Consider the following 22,192-nt stretch of genomic DNA (forward strand, 5'->3'; position numbering starts at 1 on the left):
GTAGAGGATCTCGACGTGCAGCGGCAAGGTGTTGGTCACCCCGCGAATGTGCCCGGAGACCACCGACACCGCACCGAATTCACCCATGGCCCGCGCGGTACACAGCACCACGCCATAGATCAGGCCCCACTTGATGTTCGGCACGGTGACATGCCAGAACATTTGCCAGCCGTTGGCACCGAGCAGGCGCGCGGCTTCTTCTTCCTGCGTGCCTTGTTCCTGCATCAGCGGGATCAGCTCACGGGCCACGAACGGCACGGTAACGAAAATCGTCGCCAGCACGATGCCCGGCAGAGCGAAGACGATCTGGATGTCGTGATCCTGCAGCCACGGTCCGAACAGGCCCTGCGCACCAAACATCAGCACGTAGACCAGACCGGCAATCACCGGCGACACCGAGAACGGCAGGTCAATCAGCGTTACCAGCATGCTCTTGCCACGGAACGAGTATTTGCTTACGCACCACGCGGCACTGACGCCGAACACCAGGTTCAACGGCACCGAAATCAGCACGGCGAACACGGTGAGCTTCAGCGCCGACAGCGCATCCGGCTCAAAGATCGCGGTGAAGAATGCACCGAGGCCATTCTTCAAACCCTGCGATACGACGATGAACAACGGCAGCAGCAGAAACAGGAAAAAAACCAGCCAGCCAAGGCCGATCAGGATTCTGCGCGAAGTGGCACTGCCACGGCGTGCAGCGTTGGCCGAAGAGGCGGCCGCAATAGACGATTGGGACATTGTTCGCGCCTCCTTATGGGGTTTCGATGCGCCGCTGCAGCAAGTTGATCAGCAGCAACAGGACGAAGGAAACCACCAGCATCAGCACGCCGATGGCGGTAGCGCCGGTGTAATCGTATTGATCGAGTTTGACCATGATCAGCAGCGGCAGGATCTCGGTTTTCATCGGCATGTTGCCGGCAATGAAAATCACCGAACCGTACTCGCCGACGCCACGCGCGAACGCCAGGGCAAAACCGGTGAGCCAGGCGGGCAGCAGTGCGGGGACGAGGATGTGGCGGAACACCTGCAACGGTTTCGCGCCGAGGCACGCGGCAGCTTCTTCGACTTCGCGGGGAATGTCGGCCAGCACCGGCTGCACCGTGCGCACCACGAACGGCAGTGTGACAAAAGTCAGCGCCAAGGTGATACCGAGTGGGGTGTAGGCGATTTTGAAACCGAGGTCAGCAGCGAATTGCCCGACCAGACCGGCCGGCGCGTACAGCGCGGTCAGCGCGATACCGGCGACAGCTGTCGGCAGGGCGAATGGCAGATCGATCATCGCGTCGATCACCTTGCGCCCCGGGAAGGTGTAGCGCACCAGCACCCATGCCAGCAGCGTGCCGATGATGCCGTTGATGATCGCGGCACACAGCGCGGTGCCGAAGCTCAGCTTCAACGCAGCCAGCACCCGCGGCGCGGAAATGATCGTCCAGAACTGATCCCAGGTGAGTTGCGCGGCGTGGACGAACATCGCCGCCAGCGGGATAAGCACAATCAGGCTGAGGTACACCAAGGTGTAGCCCAGCGTCAGCCCGAAGCCGGGTATGACGGGGGAGATACGACGCGACATAAAAGTCCTTGGTTAAAAACGCATCAATGTGGGAGCGAGCCTGCTCGCGAAGAGGGAGTATCAGTCAACATCCCTGTCGCCTGAAATACCGCCTTCGCGAGCAGGCTCGCTCCCACATGTGGTGTGCCTAAACAGTAGGCTCGTTGTGGGTCAGATTACTGCGCCTGATAAATCTGGTCGAACACGCCACCGTCGTTGAAGAATTTCGGCTGCGCGGTTTTCCAGCCGCCGAAGTCCTTGTCGATGGTCACCAGGTCCAGTTTCGGGAACTGCTGGGCGTACTTGGCCGCCACGTCCTTGTCACGCGGACGATAGAAGTTTTTCGCGGCGATTTCCTGACCGGCCGGGCTGTACAGGTGTTTCAGATAGGCTTCGGCAATTTGCTCGTTGCCCTTCTTCTCGGCGTTCTTGTCGACCACGGCCACTGGCGGTTCGGCGAGGATCGACAGCGAAGGCACGACGATGTCGAACTTGTCGGCGCCGCCATCTTCTTTCAGCGCCAGGAACGCTTCGTTTTCCCAGGCCAGCAACACGTCACCCTGACCGTTGTTGACGAAGGTGATGGTCGAACCGCGAGCACCGGTGTCAAGAATCGGCACGTGCTTGAACAGGGTCTGTACGTATTCTTTGGCTTTGGCTTCGTCACCGCCGTTGGCTTTCAGGCCGTAGGCCCACGCGGCGAGGAAGTTCCAGCGCGCACCGCCGGAGGTTTTCGGGTTCGGGGTGATCACCGAGACGTCGTTCTTGACCAGATCGCCCCAGTCCTTGATGCCTTTCGGGTTGCCCTTGCGCACCAGGAAGACGATGGTCGAGGTGTACGGCGTGCTCGCTTCCGGCAGACGCTTCTGCCAATCGGCGGGCAGGGTCTTGCCGAGTTTGGCGATTTCGTCGATGTCACCGGCCAGGGCCAGAGTCACCACGTCAGCGCGCAGACCGTCGATCACCGCACGGCCCTGCTTGCCCGAACCGCCGTGGGATTGCTGGATTTTCACGGTGTCGCCGGCGTGGTCTTTCTGCCAGAACTTGATGAATTCAGCGTTGTAGTCCTGATACAGCTCGCGCGTCGGGTCATACGACACGTTGAGCAGTTCGTAATCCTTGGCAACCGCGGAACCGGCAAACACAGCGCTGGCCAGGGCGGCCAAAGCGTAACGGCGAATCGACGACATGGTGAAAGCTCCTGGAATTCTTGGTGGTGGCTTTTTCTTATGTATTTCGGAAATCGTGTTGCCGGTTCAAAGATCGCCGCCTGCGGCAGCTCCTACACACAGCCCCCTGTAGGGGCTGCCGCAGGCGGCGATCTTTTGATCTTCAACTCAGCCCGGTTGTTTACCGGGTTGCTGCAAACGGAATTTCTCTTTGCGTTCGATCTGCACGACTTGCGCGTTGTGCACAGTGATCTCCACCGCGCCGAAACGCAGATCGCGCAGGGCGCTCTGGATTTCACGCAAGATGGTGCTTTCGTCCTGACCGTCAACGCTGCGAAGGGATGCGCTCATGGTGCTGCTCCTTTGAATGGGATTTGCCTGGCAGTGGGCGGCACTGCGTTCGGCGTGGGAGCAATATAAGAGAGGCGCGGATATTCTTAAAAAGACTATTTAAGAATGTTTATATAACTAGAAAACATTATGTGGCGGGGCAAGGGTTTGCAGCCTGTTGAAGCAAAAGATCGCAGCCTTCGGCAGCTCCTACACAATTACCGTAGGAGCTGCCGAAGGCTGCGATCTTTTGATTTTTAACCAATCAATGGCGCGCGATCCCAATCAATCTCCAACGCCGGAACCGGCCGCCCAAACCAATACCCCTGCCCCAACTCACATGCCTGCTCCAGCAAAAACACCGCCTGTTCCGCCTGCTCGATCCCTTCCGCATGCACCTGCATGCCCATGCTCCGCGCCAGCGCGATGATCACCCGGACAATCGCTGCGTCATCCTCGTCCCACGGCAGCCCGGCGACGAAACCCTGATCGATCTTCAGCTTCTGCACCGGCAAGCGCTTGAGCCGCAGCAGCGACGAATAGCCGGTGCCAAAATCATCGATGGCCAGACGAATGCCCAGCTCGCGTAGACGATGCATCTGTTCCAGCGCCACTTCCGGGTCATCCATCACCGCACTTTCGGTGACTTCCAGCTCCAGACAAGCCGGGTTCAGCCCGGTTTCATGCAGTACTTGAGCGACCTGCTGATACAGCTCACGTCGGGCGAACAAGCGCGACGACACATTCACCGCAACAAACGACAACACGATCCCGGCCTGTTGCCACTGACACATCTGCCGACACGCCTGCTGCATCACCCAGGCATCGATCTCGGCGATCAGCCCGGTGCGCTCGGCAATCGGGATGAATTCCGCCGGCGACACCAGGCCGCGCTGCGGATGCTGCCAGCGCACCAGTGCCTCCACCCCGATCAGGCGACTGCTTTTCAAGTCATGCACCGGTTGGTAATAGACCCGCAGTTCCTGCTGCTCCAGCGCGCGGCGCAGTTCAAAAGCTGTTTCAACCCGTTGCTGGGCGTGGACGGTGAGTTCTTCGGTGTACAAGGCGTAACCGTTACGACCGCTGCTCTTGGCCTTGAACAGCGCCGCATCGGCATTGCGCAACAATTGCTCGGCGCTCAGTGCGTCGCTGGGAAACAGGCTGATGCCGATGCTGGCGTTAATGAATAATGGGTGAGCATCGAAGCAGAACGGTTCCTTGAGCGCATCGAGAATGCGTTGCGCCAGCGCCGCTGCCTGGCCCGGTTGTGGACAACTTTCCGCCAGCACCGCGAACTCGTCGCCACCGAGGCGCGCCAGGGTAATGCCGGGGCCGAACAACGCCTGCAAACGAATCGCCACAGCCTTGAGCAAGCGATCACCGACGTTATGGCCGAGACTGTCATTGATCATTTTGAAGTGATCGAGATCGAGCATCAGCAAGGCACAGCCACGCTTGTGGATCTGCGCAGACGCCAGCGCCTGCTCGGCGCGGTCGCTGAACAACAGGCGATTGGGCAGGTCGGTCAGCGGATCGTGATGGGCGAGATGCTTGAGCTCGTGCTCGGAGTCCTTGATCGCGCTGATGTCGGAGAACACTGCGACGTAATGACTGAGTCGGCCTTGATCATCGTGAATGATGCGGATGGTTTGCCATTGTGGATAAATTTCACCGCTTTTGCGCCGGTTCCAGATTTCCCCGCTCCACTCGCCCTGCGCCTCCAGAGTGGCAAACATCGCCTGATAGAACCCCGGCGGATGATGACCCGACTTGAACAGGCTCGGCTGCTGCCCGAGCACTTCTTCGCGTTGATAACCGGTGATCTCCATAAAGGCGCGATTGACGTGGACGATCAGCCCCTGATGGTTGGTGACCAATACCCCCTCGCGAGTGCAATCGAACACCGCAGCAGCCTGGCGCAGGCGCTCGCGATCGGCATGCCGTTCACGCAGGTGCGCTCCGATTCCGAGAAATTCGCAGAGGCGTGCCCGAGCGAGAAAGATCAGACCGGCGCTGACCGCCGCAAACAGGTAACCGTTGATCAGTTGCCATCGCGCCAGATCGACGGAGCTATCGAAGAAATTGTTTAATAAATGATCAGCACCTTGCAGCCAGACGACGGCAAGCACGAGATAGAGCAGCGCTGCACGCAAGGCATCGCGATATGTGGCAGACATTCGGCTGTCCATGTCCCTACAAAAAGGTTGGAATTATAGGTCAAGAAACATCCAGCGACTCTTATCTGAAAGGGCGACTGGTTTTATCTGTGTGCTTAGTGATAATGCAACGGCTGTTTTTATCTTTATCGAGGGCCCTATAGCCTATGTGGTACGAAGGTTTTCTTGGCTTGTCGGCCTGGTCTCTGGTCGCAGTCACCCTGCTGATGACCCACGTGACGATTGTCGCCGTCACGGTCTATCTGCACCGCTACTCAGCCCATCGCTCGCTTGAGCTGAATGCCGGCCTGAAGCACTTTTTCCGTTTCTGGCTGTGGCTGACCACGGCGCAGAACACCCGCGAGTGGACCGCCATCCACCGTAAACACCACGCCAAATGCGAAACCGAAGATGACCCGCACAGCCCGGTCATCAAGGGTTTGTCGACGGTGCTGCGTACCGGCGCCGAACTCTACCGCGCCGAAGCGCAGAACCCGGAAACCCTGCGCATCTACGGCAAGAACTGCCCCGAAGACTGGATCGAACGCAACGTCTACAGCCGCTACCCGCTGCTGGGTGTAGCGATCATGGGCGTCATCGACCTGCTGCTGTTCGGCACCATCGGCATCACCATCTGGGCGATCCAGATGATGTGGATCCCGGTGTGGGCCGCCGGCGTCATCAACGGTCTCGGTCATGCTGTCGGCTACCGCAACTTCGAATGCCGCGATGCGGCAACCAATCTGGTGCCGTGGGGCATCCTGATCGGCGGCGAAGAACTGCACAACAACCATCACACCTACCCTAACTCGGCCAAGCTGTCGGTGAAGAAGTGGGAGTTCGACCTCGGTTGGGCGTGGATCAAAGTCTTCAGTTTCCTGCGCCTGGCCAAGGTTCAGCGTGTCGCGCCGATCGCCCACTGTGTCGAAGGCAAGGGCAGTCTGGACATGGACACCGCCATGGCGATCCTCAACAACCGCTTTCAGATCATGGCCCAGTACCGCAAGTTGGTGATCGGTCCACTGGTCAAGCAAGAACTGGCCAAGGTCGATCATTCGGTGCGCCACCAGTTTCACCGCGCCAAACGTCTGCTGTCGCGGGAAACCAGCCTGCTGGAAGACCGTCACCACTTGCGGATCCAGAACATGCTCGAGCACAGCCAGGCCCTGAAGGTAATTTACGAAAAACGCCTGGCCCTGCAGCAGATCTGGGTCAAGACCAGCTCGAATGGCCACGACATGCTTGCCGCCATCAAGGAATGGATTCACGAAGCGGAAGCCAGCGGCATCCAGTCCCTGCGTGAATTCGCCGACCAGTTGAAAACCTACTCGCTGCGTCCAGCAGCGGTCTGAAGCCATTGATCGGTGCGCCCGCAACCCGGGCGCACCCTTTGGAACTTCCCTTCCAATCCCCTATCTCAATGACACTTCGCCACCTCCGGCGGGTTGTACCGTGGCCGTTGTCGACTTCCGGCACGCCTTATGAGATTGGTGCCGATGGTCAATAACAACCAAAAAGACTCATCCTTGCCGCAGTGGCCAGAAGCCGCGCAAACCCTTATGGCCTTGATGCACGCTCAAGGCGAAGTCGCCCGCCTGAGCGAGCGCGAGCAGCTGTTCAGCTCGCTGCTGGTCAGCGTCAACGCCGTGCTCTGGGCCTTCAACTGGGAAACCCGGCAGGTGCTGTACGTCAGCCCCGCCTATGAACGGATTTTCGGTCACTCCGCAGCGCTGCTGCTGGCCGACTACAACCAGTGGCGCGATAGCATCTATCCCGACGACCTTGAGTACGCCGAACGCAGCCTCGCCGAAGTGCTGCACAAGGGCGCGGTAGAAGATCGCGAGTACCGGATCATCGCCGCCGATGGTCAGGTGCGCTGGCTCAGCGACAAGTGCTTCATCAATCGTCAGGACGAACCCGGACAACCGGTGATCATCGTCGGCATCGCCGAGGACATCACCGACAAGAAGCAGATGGAAACCGAGCTGCATCGTTTGGCGACCACCGACGTGCTGACCCAAAGCAGCAATCGCCGGCACTTCTTCGAGTGTGCCCACCGCGAGTTCGACGAGGCCCGCCTGCAAGGCTCGCCCTTGGCATTTCTGCTGCTGGATATCGATGATTTCAAAGTGATCAACGACACCTACGGCCACCCTGAAGGCGACAACGTGCTGCAACGGATTGCCGAGTGCGGTCGTGGATCGTTGCGCCGCGGCGACCTGTTCGGACGCATTGGCGGGGAAGAATTTGCCGCGGTGTTTCCAGGTTGTGCGCCGGACATGGCCATGCAGGTGGCTGAACGGTTGCGGCAGGAGATTCAGCGGTTGAGTTTCAACCACGACGGCCAGAGCTTCGCTATCACCGTGAGCCAAGGCCTGACCAGCCTCACCGAAGATGACGAGAACCTCGACAGCCTGTTCGCCCGTGCGGATGCGGCGATGTATGAGGCCAAACGGCAGGGCAAGAATCGCATTATCTCTGCCTGAAACCGCCCTCCCGCCTCAACACAGACCCACTGTGGGAGCGAGCCTGCTCGCGAAAGCGTCGTATCAGACAATGATGTGCTGAATGACACCCCGTCTTCGCGAGCAGGCTCGCTCCCACATTTGGAATGTGAGTGAATCCGGGTCATTTACGCATCCGCATCAACTCCGGCAAGCCGATCTTGAGCAACCGCGCCGTACGGCTCTTCGCCAGTTCTTCAATGCCTTGATGCTCGGTCAGGCGCGCCATTTGCGCCGCCATGTTCATCACCAGCGCCTCACGGGAATAGACCCCGCCACCGAGCTGGTAGACCGAGGCAATCAACTCACGCAGCTCCAATGGCAATCGCCAGCGGGTGCGTAGCGCCGAGCCGTAAGCCGCGCCGAATTCCGCCAGCGCCTCGCCGACTTCCTCCAGCTCATCCAGCTCACCGCCGGCCTGCTGCCACTCCTGTAAACACCGCAGCAACGCCAGATCACCCAACCGATGGAGCATGCCCGCGCAGTAGCAGCGCTCCTGATCCAGATCGAGCAAGCGCGCCAACGTGCGCGCGTATTCAGCAGTGTGCAGCGACAGCCCCCAATAGCGCTCGGCATAGTCGGCCAGACACGGATCACTGAGCCTGGCACTGCGTTTGAGCGCCAACCCCAGGATCAGATTCATGCTCTGCCCGGTGCCCAGACGCTGCAGGGCTTGAGCCAGTGTCTGCACCGGCGCGCCATGGTGCTGCGCCGCGCTGTTGGCCGCAGCGATCAACACGGCAGTGATCTGCGGATCGGTTTTGATCTCATCTTCCAGCAGCTTCAGATCGAGGCCACCGGGATTGAGGCTGCGTTTGACGGCTACCTGCACATCGGTCATCAACGGCGCGCCGTCAGCCTGTTCGCGGCGACGCTCAAGAAACACCGCCAAGGTCATGCCCGGCGCCAGCGCCGGCACTTCACAGAACACTTCTTCCCCGGCATTGAGCAGCAAACCCTGCAAACGCTCGGTCAGGTTTTCCATGTTCAGCGGCTTGGTCAGATACGCCGTCGGCGCCAACGGAATCGCTTCGCGCACGCTGGCACTGTCATTGCGGCTGCTCATCAGAATAAACGGCAGCAACGGATTGCGTTTGCGCTGCCGCACGCTGCGCAACACGCTCAAGCCATCGACGCCGGGTAGCTCCCAATCGACGATGGCCAGGTCATAAGGAATTTCGCTGAGCATCGACATGGCTTGCTGGCCATCGGCACACAGGTCCAGCCGCGCATCGCAACGCACGTTCAGCAGCACTTGTTTGAGCAGATCGCGAGACCACGGATCGGCCTCAGCAATCAGTACTCGCGGTACGGCAGGTAAATCAACGGCAGTCATGCGCGCTCTCCCTTGCAATGCCTGAACCTTAGCCAATGCTGGCCATTCGATACAGCGCTAAAGCGCTCGATGTGTTTCAAAGGGCGTAAAAAAACCCGCCGAAGCGGGTTTTTTGTCGATCAGATCACAGGCAGATCAGAGCTCGGAGAAGCACTCTTCGATGATCGCCAGACCTTTGTCCAGTTGCTCGTCCGGCGAAGTCAGCGGTACAAGAACGCGCAGAACGTTGCCGTAAGTGCCGCAGGACAGCAGGATCAGACCCTTGTCGCGCGCCTTGGCCACAACGGACGCTACTGCCGCAGCGTTTGGCTTGTGGCTGTCGCCGTTTTCGAACAGTTCGACCGCGATCATTGCGCCCAGGGCACGGACTTCGCCGATCACCGGGTACTTGGCCTGGATAGCCTTGAGGCCAGTGACCAGACGCTCGCCGACTGCCTTGCAGCGATCCAGCAGGTTTTCTTCTTCGAACACTTCCATCACCGCCAGGGCAGCGGCGCAAGCGATCGGGCTACCGGCGTAAGTACCGCCCAGGCCGCCTGGAGCGATGGCGTCCATGTATTCAGCCTTGCCGCACACGCCAGCCAGCGGGAAGCCGCCAGCGATGGATTTGGCGAAGGTGGTCAGGTCGGCAGCAACGCCCATCTGTTCCATGGCGAAGAACGTGCCGGTACGGCCAGCACCGGTCTGTACTTCGTCAGCGATCAGCAGGATGCCGTGCTGGTCGCACAGCGCGCGCAGACGCTTCATGAATTCCTTCGGCGCAACGTAGAAACCACCTTCACCCTGAACAGGTTCGATGATGATCGCGGCGATGTCTTTCGGCTCGGCGTCGTTCTTGAAGATGCGTTCGATGGAAGCGATCGAATCGTCGATGCTCACGCCGTGCAGTTCGTTCGGATACAGCGCGCGGAAGATGCCGCCTGGCATCAGGCCCATGCCGGCCGAGTACGGCACGACTTTACCGGTCAGACCCAAAGTCATCATGGTGCGACCGTGGTAGGCGCCGGTGAACGCGATCACGCCGGCACGGCCAGTGGCGGCACGGGCGATTTTCACGGCGTTTTCGACGGCTTCGGAACCGGTGGTGACCAGCAGGGTTTTCTTGGCGAAATCACCCGGGATCTTGGCGTTGATTTTCTCGCACACTTCTACGTACGGCTCGTAAGCCAGAACCTGGAAGCAAGTGTGGGTCAGCTTGTTCAGCTGTTCGGTCACGGCAGCGATGATTTTCGGGTGCACGTGGCCGGTGTTCAGTACAGCGATACCGCCGGCGAAGTCGATGAACTCACGACCTTCAACGTCAGTCACGGTAGCGTTCTTTGCCGACTCAGCGAAGATCGGGTGAATCTGGCCAACACCACGTGGAACAGCTGCGGTACGACGGGCCATCAGTTCAGCGTTAGTCTTGCTCATTACAGTCCTCATTCGCCGCTCATCGGGCGGCGTGGTTCAAGGATTAAGCGGGAGAAATCGACGGTGGCAGCATGCGATGATCGACTGCCACGGCGTTCCTGGCCGCAGAGAAAATTCCGGTTTGAAACGACGCAAAGGGACAGCGCTCTCGTGCCCTTTGCGTTTGCAGCAATCCTTGTCCGGGCTTAGATGCCCAGGCAGAGGTATTTGATTTCCAGGTAATCTTCGATGCCGTACTTGGAGCCTTCACGGCCCAGGCCCGAGGCCTTGATGCCACCGAACGGCGCGACTTCGTTGGAGATCAGCCCGGTGTTGACGCCGACCATGCCGTATTCCAGCGCTTCCGCGACACGGAACACACGACCCAGGTCGCGAGCATAGAAGTACGAAGCCAGACCGAACTCGGTGTCGTTGGACATCGCGATCACTTCGGCTTCGTCTTTGAAACGGAACAGCGGCGCCAGTGGACCGAAGGTTTCTTCCTTGGCCACAGCGGCGTTCTTCGGCACGTTGGTCAGGATGGTCGGCTCGAAGAAGTTGCCTTCCATCGCCTTGCCACCGGCCAGCACGGTGGCGCCTTTGGATACGGCGTCAGCAATGTGCTCTTGCACCTTGGCCACGGCTTTTTCGTCAATCAGCGGGCCAGTGGTGGTGCCGTCTTCCAGACCGTTGCCGATCTTCAGTTTGGCCACAGCCACTTTGAGCTTCTCGGCAAACGCGTCGTAGACCGAATCCTGAATGTACAGACGGTTGGCGCAGACACAGGTCTGGCCGTTGTTGCGATACTTGGAAATGATCGCGCCCTCGACGGCCTTATCCAGGTCCGCGTCGTCGAACACGATGAACGGTGCGTTGCCGCCCAGTTCCAGCGAGACTTTCTTGATGTCCTTGGCGCATTCCGACATCAGTTGACGACCGATTTCGGTCGAACCGGTGAACGACAGTTTGCGCACGATCGGGTTGCTGGTCAGCTCGCTGCCAATGTCGCCGGCGCTGCCGGACACGACGCTGAACACGCCCGCAGGAATGCCCGCGCGCTGAGCCAGTTCGGCCAGGGCGAAAGCGGAGAATGGAGTTTGCGAAGCAGGCTTGAGCACCATGGTGCAACCGGCGGCCAGGGCCGGGCCGGCCTTGCGGGTGATCATCGCCGCCGGGAAGTTCCATGGAGTGATCGCAGCGGTCACGCCGATTGGCTGCTTGATCACGATCAGACGCTTGTCTGGCTGGTGACCCGGAATCACGTCACCGTAGATGCGCTTGGCTTCTTCGGCGAACCACTCGATGAACGAAGCGGCGTAAACGATTTCGCCCTTGGCTTCGGCCAGCGGCTTGCCCTGCTCGAGGGTCATCAGGCGCGCGAGGTCGTCCTGGTTCTCGATCATCAGTTCGAACCAGCGACGCAGCTTGCCGGCACGCTCTTTGGCGGTCAGGGCACGCCAGGCCGGCAGCGCTTTGTCAGCGGCTTCGATGGCACGACGGGTTTCGGCAGCGCCCATCTTCGGCACGGTACCGAGAATTTCGCCGGTGGCCGGGTTGTTGACCTTGATCGTCTGACCGCTGTCCGCATCGACCCAAGCGCCATCAATGAAGGCTTGCTGGCGGAACAACAGGGTGTCTTTAAGCTGCATGTCGGCTTTCCTTAACAGCACCGCGGCCTGCGCGGAGCAAATTATGATTGTAGAAAGGCGCCTCGCAAGGCTGCCGTCAGGGAAATCAGTGACCGGGTGTGGCGCATCAACCGTGGACGATTCGAACCACCGGCGCTTCAACACCCCGTCAACGAGCGTTTGAAATCTCAAACGGATCGTAGGATCAAAGGGGTTAAAGGACAATAGGTCGTTCGAAAAAAAGAACAAAAACCCTGCTTTTGCTGGATTTTTCAGATCAACGAGCCAAAAGCCTCAGCCGCAACAAAACCATAGAACAGTCCCGAGAAAGCGCCAAGCGAGGGTTTTGCAGGACGTTACAGCTTTATGGAATGCAGTGATTTGCGCCGACACGCGCACTGACAATCCGCGCCAAAACCCAGCATGGACGCCCCGAGCCGACCTAGGTATGATGTCGCCCGCTGCACCAGTAGCTCAGCTGGATAGAGTACTGCCCTCCGAAGGCAGGGGTCGTGGGTTCGAATCCCGCCTGGTGCGCCATTGATTTAAACGAGAAAGCCCCGGACTGTGATGGTCCGGGGCTTTTTTGTGGGCGGTGCAAAAGGACTGGAGCGACGTCACTCCGTCGTCCAGTCAAACTCATCGTAATCATCGTCGTCCTCTTCCTCCCCAACCTCCTCCTCAAAAACCTCGTCTTCATCAACGACATCTTCTTCCGGCTGGTTCAGCAGAAACTCTTTACGCGCTTCAGTAATCGCTCGCCGCATCTCTTCGCCCTTTTCCGGGCAGTTGAGCAGTTGGGCAATGCGGTCAATTTTCGATGCCACGTTGTCCTCCAGCGTATTGGCAATGCCCCGATAGTGCGCGTTTTTGCGGGGTAATGCCAAATGGCTGGAGGATCAGGCGGTCATTTTTTCTGCAACTGTTCGAGTCGGGCGTCGAGATCGGCGTTCGGGTAGCGTTTGTGCAGGTTGTTGAACAGGCTGTCGGCGGCCTGCGGTTGGCCGGATTCGCGCAGGCGCAGGACTTCGCGCAGTTGCGCGTCGAGGCCATTGACCGGGGTGGCGGTGCGTTTGCTGAGTTTGGCTTGGTCAGCGCTGATGGCTTCGCTTTGCATCGGTGCGGCCATTTCTGCCATCGGTGCCGGCGCGGGCATGGCACCTGCGGGCGCCGACAATGCTTGCGGCGCCTGCTTGCGCGCCAGCGGTGCGGCGGGTTTCGCTGCCGGGGCGAAGTCGAATTGCCCTTGCGGTTCGGGAGCACGCTGCACCAGTGACAACATCAGGGCGACGCCAATGAGACTGGCGAATGCGACTTGCCAGCGTGGTTTTCGGCACGCATCGAGCCAGCGTTGCAACAGGCTTGGCTTGGGCGCCGGGACCTCGCGGCGGGCAGCGTTGAGGATAAATGCATCGAGGTGCGCCGGTGGTTCAGCGTTGTGTTGTTCACGCACATGTTTGATCAGCAGATCTTCGGGTGTCTGGCGGGCGTCAGTCATATCAGTACCTCCTCGGCCAGCAGCCGACGCAGTTTTTGCTGGGCGTAGCGCAAGCGGCTCTTGACGGTTTCCAGCGGTGCTTCGGTGAGGCTGGCGATTTGCGCCAGATCGAGATCGCCGTGGGCTCGCAGCAGGAACACTTCGCGCTGGTCGGCGGGCAGGGTTTGCAGGGCGCTTTCCAGGCGCTGGCTGTCACGGCTGAGGCTCAGCAGTTGTTCGGGATCATTCGTCTCATCGCTGACGGCGTGGCTTTGTTCGTCATAGCTGTCGTGCAACGGTTGGTGAACCCCGTGTTTGCGCCAGTGATCGATCAGACGATTGCGGGCGATCTGGAATAGCCATGTACGAAAAGTCGCCCGGCCTTGTGGCTGACTGACGCTGCGGATCAGGCTCAGCCAAGTCTCCTGAAATACTTCGTCGGCCAGTTCCGGTTTGCCGCTCAATCCGAGTAGAAACCGGTACAAGCCTTGGCGATGGCGCGCGTACAAGATCTCGAACGCGGCGCCGTCGCCCTCGCGATAACGCGCCAGCAGCGACTCATCGCTGCTGGCGGTTGAGCTGTCTGCCGAGGCAAACAGCTGACTGATGAAGCCTTTCAAACGACTCACTTATTCAATCCGTCGTTCAGTGGCCTGCGCATTCGATGCGGTAGAAGTGCGCAGACTCTGCGCCAGTTGCACCAGTTGCACGAACTCGTTGCGCAGGCCAAAGCGGTCATCGCCGCGCGCGCCACGGGCCAGTGTTTCCGTATCTTTCAGACTGAAATCGCCGGTGTAGCGGCCGTCCTTGAGTTGCTGGGAAAATGCGGCGACCGCAGCAGCAAAACGCAGGTCTTCGCTGGCAGATGCGACCTGATTGGTTATCGGCCGCTCGATCAGCAGACTTTTCCCACCGTCAGGACGTTGATAACGCACACGCAGCATCGCCAATTCCCCGCTTTTCCCGGAAACAACCGGCTCCGACTTGCCGTAACGCAGCGGCTCCAGCCAGCCCCTCTCGCCCGCCGGAACAATTTCGTACAGCGCGGTCACCGTGTGTCCTGCGCCGATTTCGCCGGCATCGATTTTGTCATTGCTGAAATCCTCACGCTTCAAAGCACGATTCTCGTAGCCGAGCAGGCGATATTCGCTGACCTGCGCCGGGTTGAATTCCACCTGTAGTTTGACGTTTTTCGCCACCACAGCGAGGGTCGAACCCAGTTGATCGACCAGTACTTTGCGCGCCTCGCGCAGGTTATCGATATAGGCATAGTTGCCGTCGCCCGCATCGGCCAGTTGCTCCATCAAGTGTTCATTGTAGTTATCCACACCAAATCCCAATGTGGTCAGCGAGATGCCACTTTTGCGTTTATCCACAGCCATTTGCTTGAGGCTGTCGAAGTCGCTGATGCCGACATTGAAATCGCCATCGGTGGCCAAGAGGATGCGGTTGATGCCTTTGGGGATAAAGGCCTGCTGCGCCATTTGGTAGGCCAGTTCGATACCTGAAGCGCCAGCGGTCGAACCACCCGCAGTCAATTGCTCGATGGCTGTACGAATTTTCGCCTTCTCACGTCCGGAAGTCGGCTCCAGCACCACTCTCGATTCGCCGGCATACACGACCAGCGACACACGATCCTGATCGCGCAATTGATCGACCAACAATTTCAGCGTGCTTTTGACCATCGGCAGGCCTTCGCGGCGATCCATCGAGCCGGACACATCGACCAGAAACACCAGATTGGCCGGGGCCAGTTCCGCTACCGTGCGGTCGGAAGCCTTGAGGCCGATGCGCAGCAAGCGGGTGTACGGATTCCACGGTGAGGCGGCCAGTTCGGTGGTCACACCGAAGGGCGAGCCATCGCTGGGTAACGCGTAGTCGTAGGGGAAATAATTGACCAATTCCTCCAGCCGCACCGCGCCTTCCGGCGGCAGTCGTCCCTGATTGAGCAAGCGGCGCACATTGGCGTAGGCGCCGGTATCGACGTCAGCGCTGAAAGTTGAAACCGGGGTTTCGGCGACGCTGTGGATCGGGTTGTCGGCCAGCGCCTGATATTGCTCGCGCTGCTCATCACGATAGCCCTGTGGATAACTGTCCGCAGACGGCATCACTGTGAAACTGGCAAGCGGGGCGGGGGGTGCCATGCGCTTGGCCATCGCGCCAGCGACCGGCATCGCTTCCTGTTGAACCAGCACTTCGGGCTGCGCCGGCGCTGGCACAGCAGCGGACTCGGGTTTGGAAGACACACCGCAACCGGCGAGCGCCAGCAGCACAGCAACCGCAGCAGGGCGTAAGAGAGGAAGAGACATGGGGGCTGACCTCGGGATGAAATTGATCATTCATCCACTGAGACGGGCAGCCCTTTCAGTTCGGGTTAAACGCCGCTAAAAATTTTTTCAGCGGTGATAACGCCGCACCGCACTGCTGTTACGCAGCACATGACCTTTGATTTTTTCCATCAGCTCGGCGCGAGTCAGACCGGCCGGCAAGGCATCCGGCGCCAGATCCAGTGCGTAGATCTGGATGATGTAGTGGTGCGCACTGTCGCCCACTGGCGGACACGGCCCCATGTAATGGGTGTTGCCCTTGCTGTTGGTGCCGCCGACACCTTCGAACGCGGATTTGGCGCCGACGCCTGCCGCAATCTGGTGCGTGGTGGATTTGATGCCGTAGTGAATCCAGTGATCGACGCCCAAACCTTTCTGGCCGTCCGGGTCATGCATGACGATTGCGTAACTCTGGGTCCCGGCGGGACCTGCGTTCCAGCTCAGTGCTGGCGACTGGTTCTTGCCGCCACAACCGGCCGCGTCGCTGGCCGCTGCCGAAGTGAACAGGCGGTTATCGGAAACACCCGGGATGCTCAGGGTGAAACGCTCCTGGGCCTGCGCCGGAAACTGCACGCAAAGGGTGACAGCGAGTGCTGCCAGCCAGGGGTTGAGAGAGGTCAATCGGGTCATTCCGGGAGCACCTTGTGCAGTGGGGCCGTCGTAGGCCTGCAAACTATAGCTGTACCGTTCGTGCCATGGCAGTGGCAAATGGCTGAACCTCGCAGCGATGCACAAACTCACAAGAGAAATGCCCGCGAGGAAGCCGCACATGTCCCTGCACCGCGTCGCCCGTTGCGCCGATGTCCCCCACGACCGTGGCCTGGCCGTTGAAATCGGCGACTGCAAGATTGTGCTGCTGCGCGCAGGCGAGCAGTTGCGGGCCTTTCAGGGCGAATGCCCGCATGCCGGTGCGCCTTTGGCTGACGGTGCGTTGTGTCACGGACGCTTGATCTGCCCGTGGCATAAGGCTGAATTTCGCGCGGAGGATGGCGCGTTGTGCGAGCCGCCCGCGCTCGACAGCCTCAAGCGTTATCCGCTGGAACTGCGTGGCGAGGAAGTCTGGGTCGATGACCTGCCGCTGGAAGATCCGCATACGCCGCCGGCAGACGATGCGCGCACGTTCGTGATTGTCGGCGCGGGCGCAGCAGGCACCGCGTGTGCCGCTGCGTTGCGGGAAAAGGGTTTTGGTGGCCGCATCGTGATGATCGACCGCGAGGCCGATGCCGGTTACGACCGCACGGTGCTGAGCAAATTTGTCCTCGCCGGGGAAATGCCACCGGAAGATACACCGCCGCTGCGTGATGAAAGTTTCTATAAAGAACAGCGCATCGAACGTCTGCAAAACCAAGTCACGTCCATCGATGCCCAGACCAAAGCCCTCCATCTCAGCGACGGCCAAACGTTGAGTTACCACGCTGCAGTACTCGCCACTGGTGGCGAACCCAATCCCTTGGAATTACCCGGTGCCGAACTGCCGCAGGTGTTTTTACTGCGCTCAAAAGCCCAGGCCGAGCAGATCATGAAAACAGCCAGCCCCGATCAGCGCGCGGTCATCATCGGCGACAGCTTTATCGCCCTCGAATGCGCCTCCGCGCTGCGCCAGCATGGTCTCGACGTCACGGTACTCGCGCGCCACGCCATTCCCTTCGCCGCGCAATTCGGCGAAGCGGTGGGTAAAGCGATCCGTGCGCTGCACGAGGAAAACGGAGTGAAGTTCATCACCGAGCACGAGGCGACAGAGATCATCGGCGACGGCAAGGTTGAGGCGGTACTGCTGGACAACGGCCTGCGGCTTTCTGCGGATCTGGTGCTGGCAGGGATCGGCGTTCATCCAGCGACAGAAGCGTTCGCGTCACTGCCCAAGGAAAAGGATCAATCGTTGCGCGTCGATGGCGGCATGCGTGTCATCGAAGGGCTGTGGGCGATCGGCGACATCGCCACGTTCCCGCTGAACGGCCAGCCGCAACGCATCGAACACTGGCGCCTGGCTCAGCAACACGCGCGAATCGCTGCCGCCAACATGCTCGGTGGCGACGAGCATTACCTCGATGTGCCGTTCTTCTGGACCTGGCATTTTGGCAAGAACTACGACTACCTCGGGCATGCCGAACATTGGGATGAAGTGGAGTTTCTTGGCGAACCTGAACAACCGCCGTTCATTGGCCTGTTTGGTAGAAAGGGTGTGTTGGTCGCTGCGGTAGCTTGCGAGAAGGAACGGGCGATGGCGCTGCTGGCCGAGCGCATGAAGCAACCGCTGGCAATGGAAGAGGCTTGGGCACTGGTCCGCGATTGAAACAAACCCGTGCAGGAGCTGCCGAAGGCTGCGATTGATCGTTCCCACGCTCTGCGTGGGAATGCAGCCCGTGACGCTCCGCGTCACTGGACGCGGAGCGTCCCAAGAGGCATTCCCACGCAGAGCGTGGGAACGATCAAAGCCGGGTCAGGGGCTCGCGATTATCGTCATCCTCGGCATGCAGAAAGATCACTCGCGGATGCTCCAACGGTGCCAGTGGCGGCGGCAATTCCTCCTGCTGTACCGGCCAGAAATGCGTCACCACATGGCTGATATCGCCTTCCTGATCGTTGTGAATGGTCATCACCCCGGGCGTGCGCAGCTTTTGAAAGCGGTCATCGCAGAGTTTGAAACTCCTGCTCAGCCCTTCATCGTCGATCACCGGCGACGGCAGCCGGCGTTGGGCGAAACTGCGACTCTTGCGCTGCTGATAACGCGCCCAGGAAATCAGAATCACCGCGTTGACCAAGGCAATCCACAGATAAATCTGCAGGGTACCCAGTGCGTCGAACGCCGATTTATCGATCAGCGGCCCGCCCGCGTGAGTTTCGATCAGCGGCCATAAGCCACGGATCAGCAGAAACAGCAGGCCAACCCAGGCCACCACGGTGAGGATCACATCGATCACTACCAGAAAGGGCCGCTGGCGAGTCCGGATGATTTTCATTTGATGACCTCCTCTTCGTCGTCGCCGATCGGTTTGATGCCCCGATCAGGACTGACCCAACGCGCACGTTTCTGATGTTGGCCGAACAGCACTTTGGGGAAGCTGACCAACGTGGTCAGCAGGCTGATAAGCCAGAACACCAACGGATACCAGACCACCCAGAACATCGTGCGACCCAATCCCGGCTCATAGCGCCGGTCGATGATGATGCTGACGGCGAACTGCACCAGACAGACAAACGCCAGCAGCAACCCGGTAAATGCCGGCGGCATCAGGTGATCCACCGCGATGGCCTCCGGCATGACCACAAATTTGCCCACGCCCCAGAAAATCACCGACAACAGGAAGGTAAACGCCCAACCGGTCGACAGGCAGTATTCGAACAGCAACGGCCACAGGTAACGATGGCGGTACTGCCAGATGCCACGAATGTTCTTGAACAGCACTTCGGCGCCACCCTGAGCCCAGCGCAAACGCTGCTTCCACAGGCCGCCGAGGGTTTCCGGCATCAGAATCCAGCACAGCGCGCGCGGCTCGTAGAAGATGCTCCAGTGATCGAGTTGCAGCTTCCAGCTGATGTCGATGTCTTCGGTGATCATGTCCGGGCTCCAGTAACCGACCCGGTTCAGCGCAGTACGGCGGAACGCGACGATCACTCCGGACACGGTAAAGATCCGTCCGAACACCCGTTGCGTGCGCTTGATCAAACCGATGATCGACGAGAACTCACCGACCTGCACCCGCCCGACCAGCGTTGAACGCGTACGAATCCGTGGGTTGCCGGTCACGGCGCCAAGCCGTGCGTTATCCAGCATCGGTGCGACCAGATAGGCGGCTGTGTTCGGCGCCAGCAGTGCGTCACCGTCGATGCACACCAGATACTCACTGCGCGCCGCGATGGCGCCCATGCGCAGAGCAACAGCCTTGCCCTGGTTTTCCGCCAGGTGCAGCACGCGCAGGCGCGGATCTTCCTTGGCCAGCGCATCGAGCACTTGCGCGGTGTTGTCCTTGGAGCCGTCGTTGATCGCGATGACTTCGATGTTCGGGTAATGCTGGGCCAGCGCCGCGTGGATGGTGTCGGCGGCGTTGTCACCTTCGTTGTAGCAAGGGATCAGGATCGAGATCAGCGGCTCACCTTCCAGCGGTGGCGGCAGCGTGTCGTCTTTCCATGGCCAATGGCGCTCCCAGTGCAGCCAGAAATACAGGCCACCGGCGATCCACAAGCCAGACATGAACAACGGGTAGAAGAACACGAAGTCCATCAGGAACTGCCCGGTGACCAGGAAGATCAGGCCCAGCGGCACGCCGAGGACGAGCGCCAGAACAAGCAGGGCTAACAGTCTATCCAGCATGTTATGGATTCCATTTGTTGGAGAGCGCAGGCCTTACGGTTTTCAGGTCCGGCAGGTTGTCGAGGAAGTTGTCCGGGTAGTAACCGAAACTGGTCGCGCCCTGACGTTTGAGGCGACCCATCCAGTCCGCCATCACTGCCGCGTCAATGTCGGCCTGATCCTTTTTGGTCCAGTCCCGCGCCTGCAATTCGAACACCGTGCGATCCAGTGCCCCGGGACGTTGTTTGACGATTTCGACGAGTGCTTCCAGCCACGGGCCGGACTGCGCCTGCGTCTGTTTTTCCATCAATGGCATGGCCATTGGCGCCGTCCAGTCGTAGGTCGCAAGGAAGTCGTCGAGGTTCTGCGCGAACCACGCTTCGCTCTGCGGGTTGATCATCGGCTCGGCGAAAATATTGCGCGCGGTCTGCACCTGCGGGCCACGAATGGCGCGGACTTTGGCAGTCAGCTCGTTAGTGAAATCGATGAGGTATTTGCTCTTGAAGCGCGTCCAGCGTTGCATCGCGGCAGGATCGTCGCGCAGGGCGGCAATCGAAGCCGGCAAACCGTGGGCAGCGTAGGCTTTCAAGGCCTCAGGACCAGCATCTTCGAAATCCGACAGCACCGCGTCGTCGTGGTAAAGAATGCCGTCGACCGAGGTCAGTCGCGCGACGTCTTCGTAGATTTCGCCGATGATCCGCCGTACTTCCGGATCAAACGGCGACAGGCGCTTGTACTGGTCAGGATCGACAGAAGTGGTGCCGGTTTTCGGGTCCCAGCGAGTGACGCGTGGCAGTTTCGAATCAAGGCCGAAACTCAGTACAGGCATCCAGGCAAAAACTTTCACGTGGGCACGAGTGCGCAGCTGCCAGGCGACACGGTCGAAGAGGTCGGCACGTACCGGCAAATGGCGGTTGGGAAAGTACAGCGAGTGCACCAGACCGTCGCCTTTCGGATCGGCGAAAGCTTGCAGGAACACCGTGTTGGCGCCCATGTCAGCCATGCGCTGCACCAGTTTGCCGAGATTGATGTCCTGTTGCGCCGGATCCGGGTCGTAGACGTTGTCCAGATCGACATGCACCACGCGCATGGCAAAATCCGACTGCACGCCGACGACGCTGTTGGCGAAATGCTCGCCGTCAGGATCGGAGGCGACAAGGAAGCGCGGGCTGCTCATCAGGTTATCGAGGGCATCGAGACCGTCGTCCAGGGTCAGGGCCATTTCATAGCCCTGCTCGCCCACCACAGTCAGCGAAGTACCGTCGGCGGTGCCGTACGGCCAGACCCAGACTCGCGGCTTCTTGCCGGTAACCTTACGGATTTTTTCCGAGATGTTGTTCACGTCGGTGCGGATCCGCGCCTGGAATTCGGCCTCGGATTCATAGCGCTTGGTCAGCGGATCGTAGCGCCGGGTTGCGGCAGCAGGCTGCAGGTTGCCTTGCGGGTTGGCCAGAATACCTTTGTGGTTGGCGTCGGTGTGGGCAGCGATTTCCACCAGACCGGATTGCGAGATCTCGCGCACCTGATCCCAGGTCAGGAAGTCTGAACGTGCGCGCGGGGCACCGGCGAAATCCACTGGCTGATTGAGCGGCGTATCGATCCAGCTGCCGACCGGCGCCAATAGCGCGTGCCAGTTATAGGCGCGCAGCACCGGCAGTACGCGGGTGTAGAAGCTCGAATAACCGTCGTCGAAGCTGAGCAGAATCGCTTTCGCCGGTAACTCCGGACCACCCTTGCGCGCGGCCATGATCTGGTCAACCGTCACCGGTTTGTAGCCATTTTCACGCAGCCACGCGAGCTGTTCGATCATGCGCTCGGTGCGTACCGCCACCACCGCCTGATCGGGATCGCGGTCTTCAACGTCGTGATAGGCAATACCGAGCACGTGGTTTTTCGGCCAGGGTTTTTCACTGGCCGCCAGCGGGCGTTCGGACGGCGGCGCAAAGGCCGGGGCTTGCTGGGCGCAGGCGCTGATCAGCAGCACTCCCAGCAGAAGGATGAAACGCGAAATCAAAGGCATCTTCAAACTC

The 22,192-nt window shown here is 59.9% G+C and carries 19 protein-coding genes and 1 tRNA gene; 4 read left to right on the forward strand and 16 right to left on the reverse strand.

What is annotated here, in order from left to right; genetic code table 11:
• The 5 genes from cysW to dibA form a co-directional block, all read right to left on the reverse strand.
• A partial coding sequence (gene cysW / locus ACIPIZ_RS08110; protein WP_401164888.1) for a sulfate ABC transporter permease subunit CysW occupies nt 1–741 on the reverse strand: 741 nt, incomplete at its 3' end.
• 13 nt (nt 742–754) lie between these two features.
• Nucleotides 755–1,573, reverse strand: coding sequence for a sulfate ABC transporter permease subunit CysT (cysT, locus tag ACIPIZ_RS08115; RefSeq protein WP_038367238.1), 819 nt, complete (start codon nt 1,571–1,573; stop codon nt 755–757).
• A gap of 155 nt (nt 1,574–1,728) precedes the next feature.
• The gene (locus ACIPIZ_RS08120) at nt 1,729–2,742 is read right to left on the reverse strand and encodes a sulfate ABC transporter substrate-binding protein (protein ID WP_038367242.1); all 1,014 of its coding nucleotides are present in this window, start codon (nt 2,740–2,742) and stop codon (nt 1,729–1,731) included.
• Nucleotides 2,743–2,889: 147 nt separating this feature from the next.
• The gene (gene oscA, locus ACIPIZ_RS08125) at nt 2,890–3,072 is read right to left on the reverse strand and encodes a sulfur starvation response protein OscA (protein WP_007917682.1); all 183 of its coding nucleotides are present in this window, start codon (nt 3,070–3,072) and stop codon (nt 2,890–2,892) included.
• 236 nt (nt 3,073–3,308) lie between these two features.
• Nucleotides 3,309–5,228 carry a phosphodiesterase DibA gene (gene dibA, locus ACIPIZ_RS08130; RefSeq protein ID WP_064389039.1) on the reverse strand — a complete coding sequence of 640 codons (1,920 nt, stop codon included), beginning with the start codon at nt 5,226–5,228 and terminating at the stop codon, nt 3,309–3,311.
• A gap of 146 nt (nt 5,229–5,374) precedes the next feature.
• On the opposite strand from dibA, the gene desA reads away from it, so the two are divergent.
• Together desA and ACIPIZ_RS08140 are read left to right on the forward strand one after the other, a co-directional pair.
• Nucleotides 5,375–6,559 carry a delta-9 fatty acid desaturase DesA gene (gene desA, locus ACIPIZ_RS08135; protein WP_401164890.1) on the forward strand — a complete coding sequence of 395 codons (1,185 nt, stop codon included), beginning with the start codon at nt 5,375–5,377 and terminating at the stop codon, nt 6,557–6,559.
• Between the two features lie 144 nt (nt 6,560–6,703).
• On the forward strand, nt 6,704–7,693 hold the full coding sequence (locus ACIPIZ_RS08140) for a sensor domain-containing diguanylate cyclase (protein ID WP_064389041.1): 990 nt from the start codon (nt 6,704–6,706) through the stop codon (nt 7,691–7,693).
• Between the two features lie 142 nt (nt 7,694–7,835).
• Here the strand turns inward: ACIPIZ_RS08140 and ACIPIZ_RS08145 are convergent, their stop codons facing one another.
• The 3 genes from ACIPIZ_RS08145 to gabD form a co-directional block, all read right to left on the reverse strand.
• The gene (locus ACIPIZ_RS08145; RefSeq protein WP_401164891.1) at nt 7,836–9,047 is read right to left on the reverse strand and encodes an HDOD domain-containing protein; all 1,212 of its coding nucleotides are present in this window, start codon (nt 9,045–9,047) and stop codon (nt 7,836–7,838) included.
• A gap of 135 nt (nt 9,048–9,182) precedes the next feature.
• The gene (gene gabT, locus ACIPIZ_RS08150; protein WP_008080000.1) at nt 9,183–10,460 is read right to left on the reverse strand and encodes a 4-aminobutyrate--2-oxoglutarate transaminase; all 1,278 of its coding nucleotides are present in this window, start codon (nt 10,458–10,460) and stop codon (nt 9,183–9,185) included.
• Between the two features lie 185 nt (nt 10,461–10,645).
• Nucleotides 10,646–12,088: an NADP-dependent succinate-semialdehyde dehydrogenase gene (gene gabD, locus ACIPIZ_RS08155; protein ID WP_064389043.1), complete on the reverse strand. Its 1,443-nt coding sequence runs from the start codon at nt 12,086–12,088 to the stop codon at nt 10,646–10,648.
• A gap of 442 nt (nt 12,089–12,530) precedes the next feature.
• On the opposite strand from gabD, the gene ACIPIZ_RS08160 reads away from it, so the two are divergent.
• A tRNA-Arg gene (locus ACIPIZ_RS08160) sits at nt 12,531–12,607 on the forward strand.
• A 77-nt stretch (nt 12,608–12,684) separates the two neighbouring features.
• Here the strand turns inward: ACIPIZ_RS08160 and ACIPIZ_RS08165 are convergent.
• From ACIPIZ_RS08165 to ACIPIZ_RS08185, 5 genes are all read right to left on the reverse strand, one after another.
• Nucleotides 12,685–12,954 carry a hypothetical protein gene (locus ACIPIZ_RS08165; RefSeq protein WP_224790812.1) on the reverse strand — a complete coding sequence of 90 codons (270 nt, stop codon included), beginning with the start codon at nt 12,952–12,954 and terminating at the stop codon, nt 12,685–12,687.
• A gap of 20 nt (nt 12,955–12,974) precedes the next feature.
• Nucleotides 12,975–13,565, reverse strand: a complete 591-nt coding sequence (locus ACIPIZ_RS08170; protein WP_122661187.1) for a hypothetical protein — start codon at nt 13,563–13,565, stop codon at nt 12,975–12,977.
• Nucleotides 13,562–14,143 (reverse strand): RNA polymerase sigma factor, encoded by a 582-nt coding sequence (locus tag ACIPIZ_RS08175; RefSeq protein WP_401164941.1) that lies wholly within the window; start codon nt 14,141–14,143, stop codon nt 13,562–13,564. Before ACIPIZ_RS08175 ends, ACIPIZ_RS08170 begins: the two co-directional genes overlap by 4 nt.
• 30 nt (nt 14,144–14,173) lie before the next feature.
• Nucleotides 14,174–15,853 carry a von Willebrand factor type A domain-containing protein gene (locus tag ACIPIZ_RS08180; RefSeq protein ID WP_401164894.1) on the reverse strand — a complete coding sequence of 560 codons (1,680 nt, stop codon included), beginning with the start codon at nt 15,851–15,853 and terminating at the stop codon, nt 14,174–14,176.
• An 87-nt stretch (nt 15,854–15,940) separates the two neighbouring features.
• Nucleotides 15,941–16,501, reverse strand: coding sequence for a YbhB/YbcL family Raf kinase inhibitor-like protein (locus tag ACIPIZ_RS08185; protein WP_064389048.1), 561 nt, complete (start codon nt 16,499–16,501; stop codon nt 15,941–15,943).
• Between the two features lie 139 nt (nt 16,502–16,640).
• On the opposite strand from ACIPIZ_RS08185, the gene ACIPIZ_RS08190 reads away from it, so the two are divergent.
• Entirely contained in the window at nt 16,641–18,164 is a 1,524-nt protein-coding gene (locus ACIPIZ_RS08190; protein ID WP_401164897.1) for an FAD-dependent oxidoreductase, read from the forward strand.
• 136 nt (nt 18,165–18,300) lie between these two features.
• On the opposite strand, the gene pgaD is transcribed toward ACIPIZ_RS08190, so the two are convergent.
• From pgaD to pgaB, 3 genes are read right to left on the reverse strand one after another with little or no spacing between them, the layout of a single operon-like run.
• Entirely contained in the window at nt 18,301–18,831 is a 531-nt protein-coding gene (gene pgaD / locus ACIPIZ_RS08195; RefSeq protein WP_122661191.1) for a poly-beta-1,6-N-acetyl-D-glucosamine biosynthesis protein PgaD, read from the reverse strand.
• The gene (gene pgaC / locus ACIPIZ_RS08200; protein ID WP_105708614.1) at nt 18,828–20,183 is read right to left on the reverse strand and encodes a poly-beta-1,6-N-acetyl-D-glucosamine synthase; all 1,356 of its coding nucleotides are present in this window, start codon (nt 20,181–20,183) and stop codon (nt 18,828–18,830) included. Before pgaC ends, pgaD begins: the two co-directional genes overlap by 4 nt.
• Nucleotide 20,184: 1 nt before the next feature.
• On the reverse strand, nt 20,185–22,182 hold the full coding sequence (pgaB, locus tag ACIPIZ_RS08205; RefSeq protein WP_401164899.1) for a poly-beta-1,6-N-acetyl-D-glucosamine N-deacetylase PgaB: 1,998 nt from the start codon (nt 22,180–22,182) through the stop codon (nt 20,185–20,187).
• Nucleotides 22,183–22,192: the final 10 nt, after the last annotated feature.

This window comes from Pseudomonas sp. NPDC087690 (assembly GCF_044743175.1).
Classification (GTDB): Bacteria; Pseudomonadota; Gammaproteobacteria; order Pseudomonadales; family Pseudomonadaceae; genus Aquipseudomonas.

Coding starts and splice junctions, on each gene's coding strand:
- desA (WP_401164890.1), top strand. CDS start 5,375: ATGTGGTACGAAGGTTTTCTTGGCTTGTCGGCCTGGTCTCTGGTCGCA.
- cysT (WP_038367238.1), bottom strand. CDS start 1,573: ATGTCGCGTCGTATCTCCCCCGTCATACCCGGCTTCGGGCTGACGCTG.
- pgaB (WP_401164899.1), bottom strand. CDS start 22,182: ATGCCTTTGATTTCGCGTTTCATCCTTCTGCTGGGAGTGCTGCTGATC.
- ACIPIZ_RS08120 (WP_038367242.1), bottom strand. CDS start 2,742: ATGTCGTCGATTCGCCGTTACGCTTTGGCCGCCCTGGCCAGCGCTGTG.
- pgaD (WP_122661191.1), bottom strand. CDS start 18,831: ATGAAAATCATCCGGACTCGCCAGCGGCCCTTTCTGGTAGTGATCGAT.
- ACIPIZ_RS08140 (WP_064389041.1), top strand. CDS start 6,704: ATGGTCAATAACAACCAAAAAGACTCATCCTTGCCGCAGTGGCCAGAA.
- gabT (WP_008080000.1), bottom strand. CDS start 10,460: ATGAGCAAGACTAACGCTGAACTGATGGCCCGTCGTACCGCAGCTGTT.
- ACIPIZ_RS08170 (WP_122661187.1), bottom strand. CDS start 13,565: ATGACTGACGCCCGCCAGACACCCGAAGATCTGCTGATCAAACATGTG.
- dibA (WP_064389039.1), bottom strand. CDS start 5,228: ATGTCTGCCACATATCGCGATGCCTTGCGTGCAGCGCTGCTCTATCTC.
- ACIPIZ_RS08190 (WP_401164897.1), top strand. CDS start 16,641: ATGTCCCTGCACCGCGTCGCCCGTTGCGCCGATGTCCCCCACGACCGT.
- pgaC (WP_105708614.1), bottom strand. CDS start 20,183: ATGCTGGATAGACTGTTAGCCCTGCTTGTTCTGGCGCTCGTCCTCGGC.
- ACIPIZ_RS08185 (WP_064389048.1), bottom strand. CDS start 16,501: ATGACCCGATTGACCTCTCTCAACCCCTGGCTGGCAGCACTCGCTGTC.
- oscA (WP_007917682.1), bottom strand. CDS start 3,072: ATGAGCGCATCCCTTCGCAGCGTTGACGGTCAGGACGAAAGCACCATC.
- gabD (WP_064389043.1), bottom strand. CDS start 12,088: ATGCAGCTTAAAGACACCCTGTTGTTCCGCCAGCAAGCCTTCATTGAT.
- ACIPIZ_RS08180 (WP_401164894.1), bottom strand. CDS start 15,853: ATGTCTCTTCCTCTCTTACGCCCTGCTGCGGTTGCTGTGCTGCTGGCG.
- ACIPIZ_RS08145 (WP_401164891.1), bottom strand. CDS start 9,047: ATGACTGCCGTTGATTTACCTGCCGTACCGCGAGTACTGATTGCTGAG.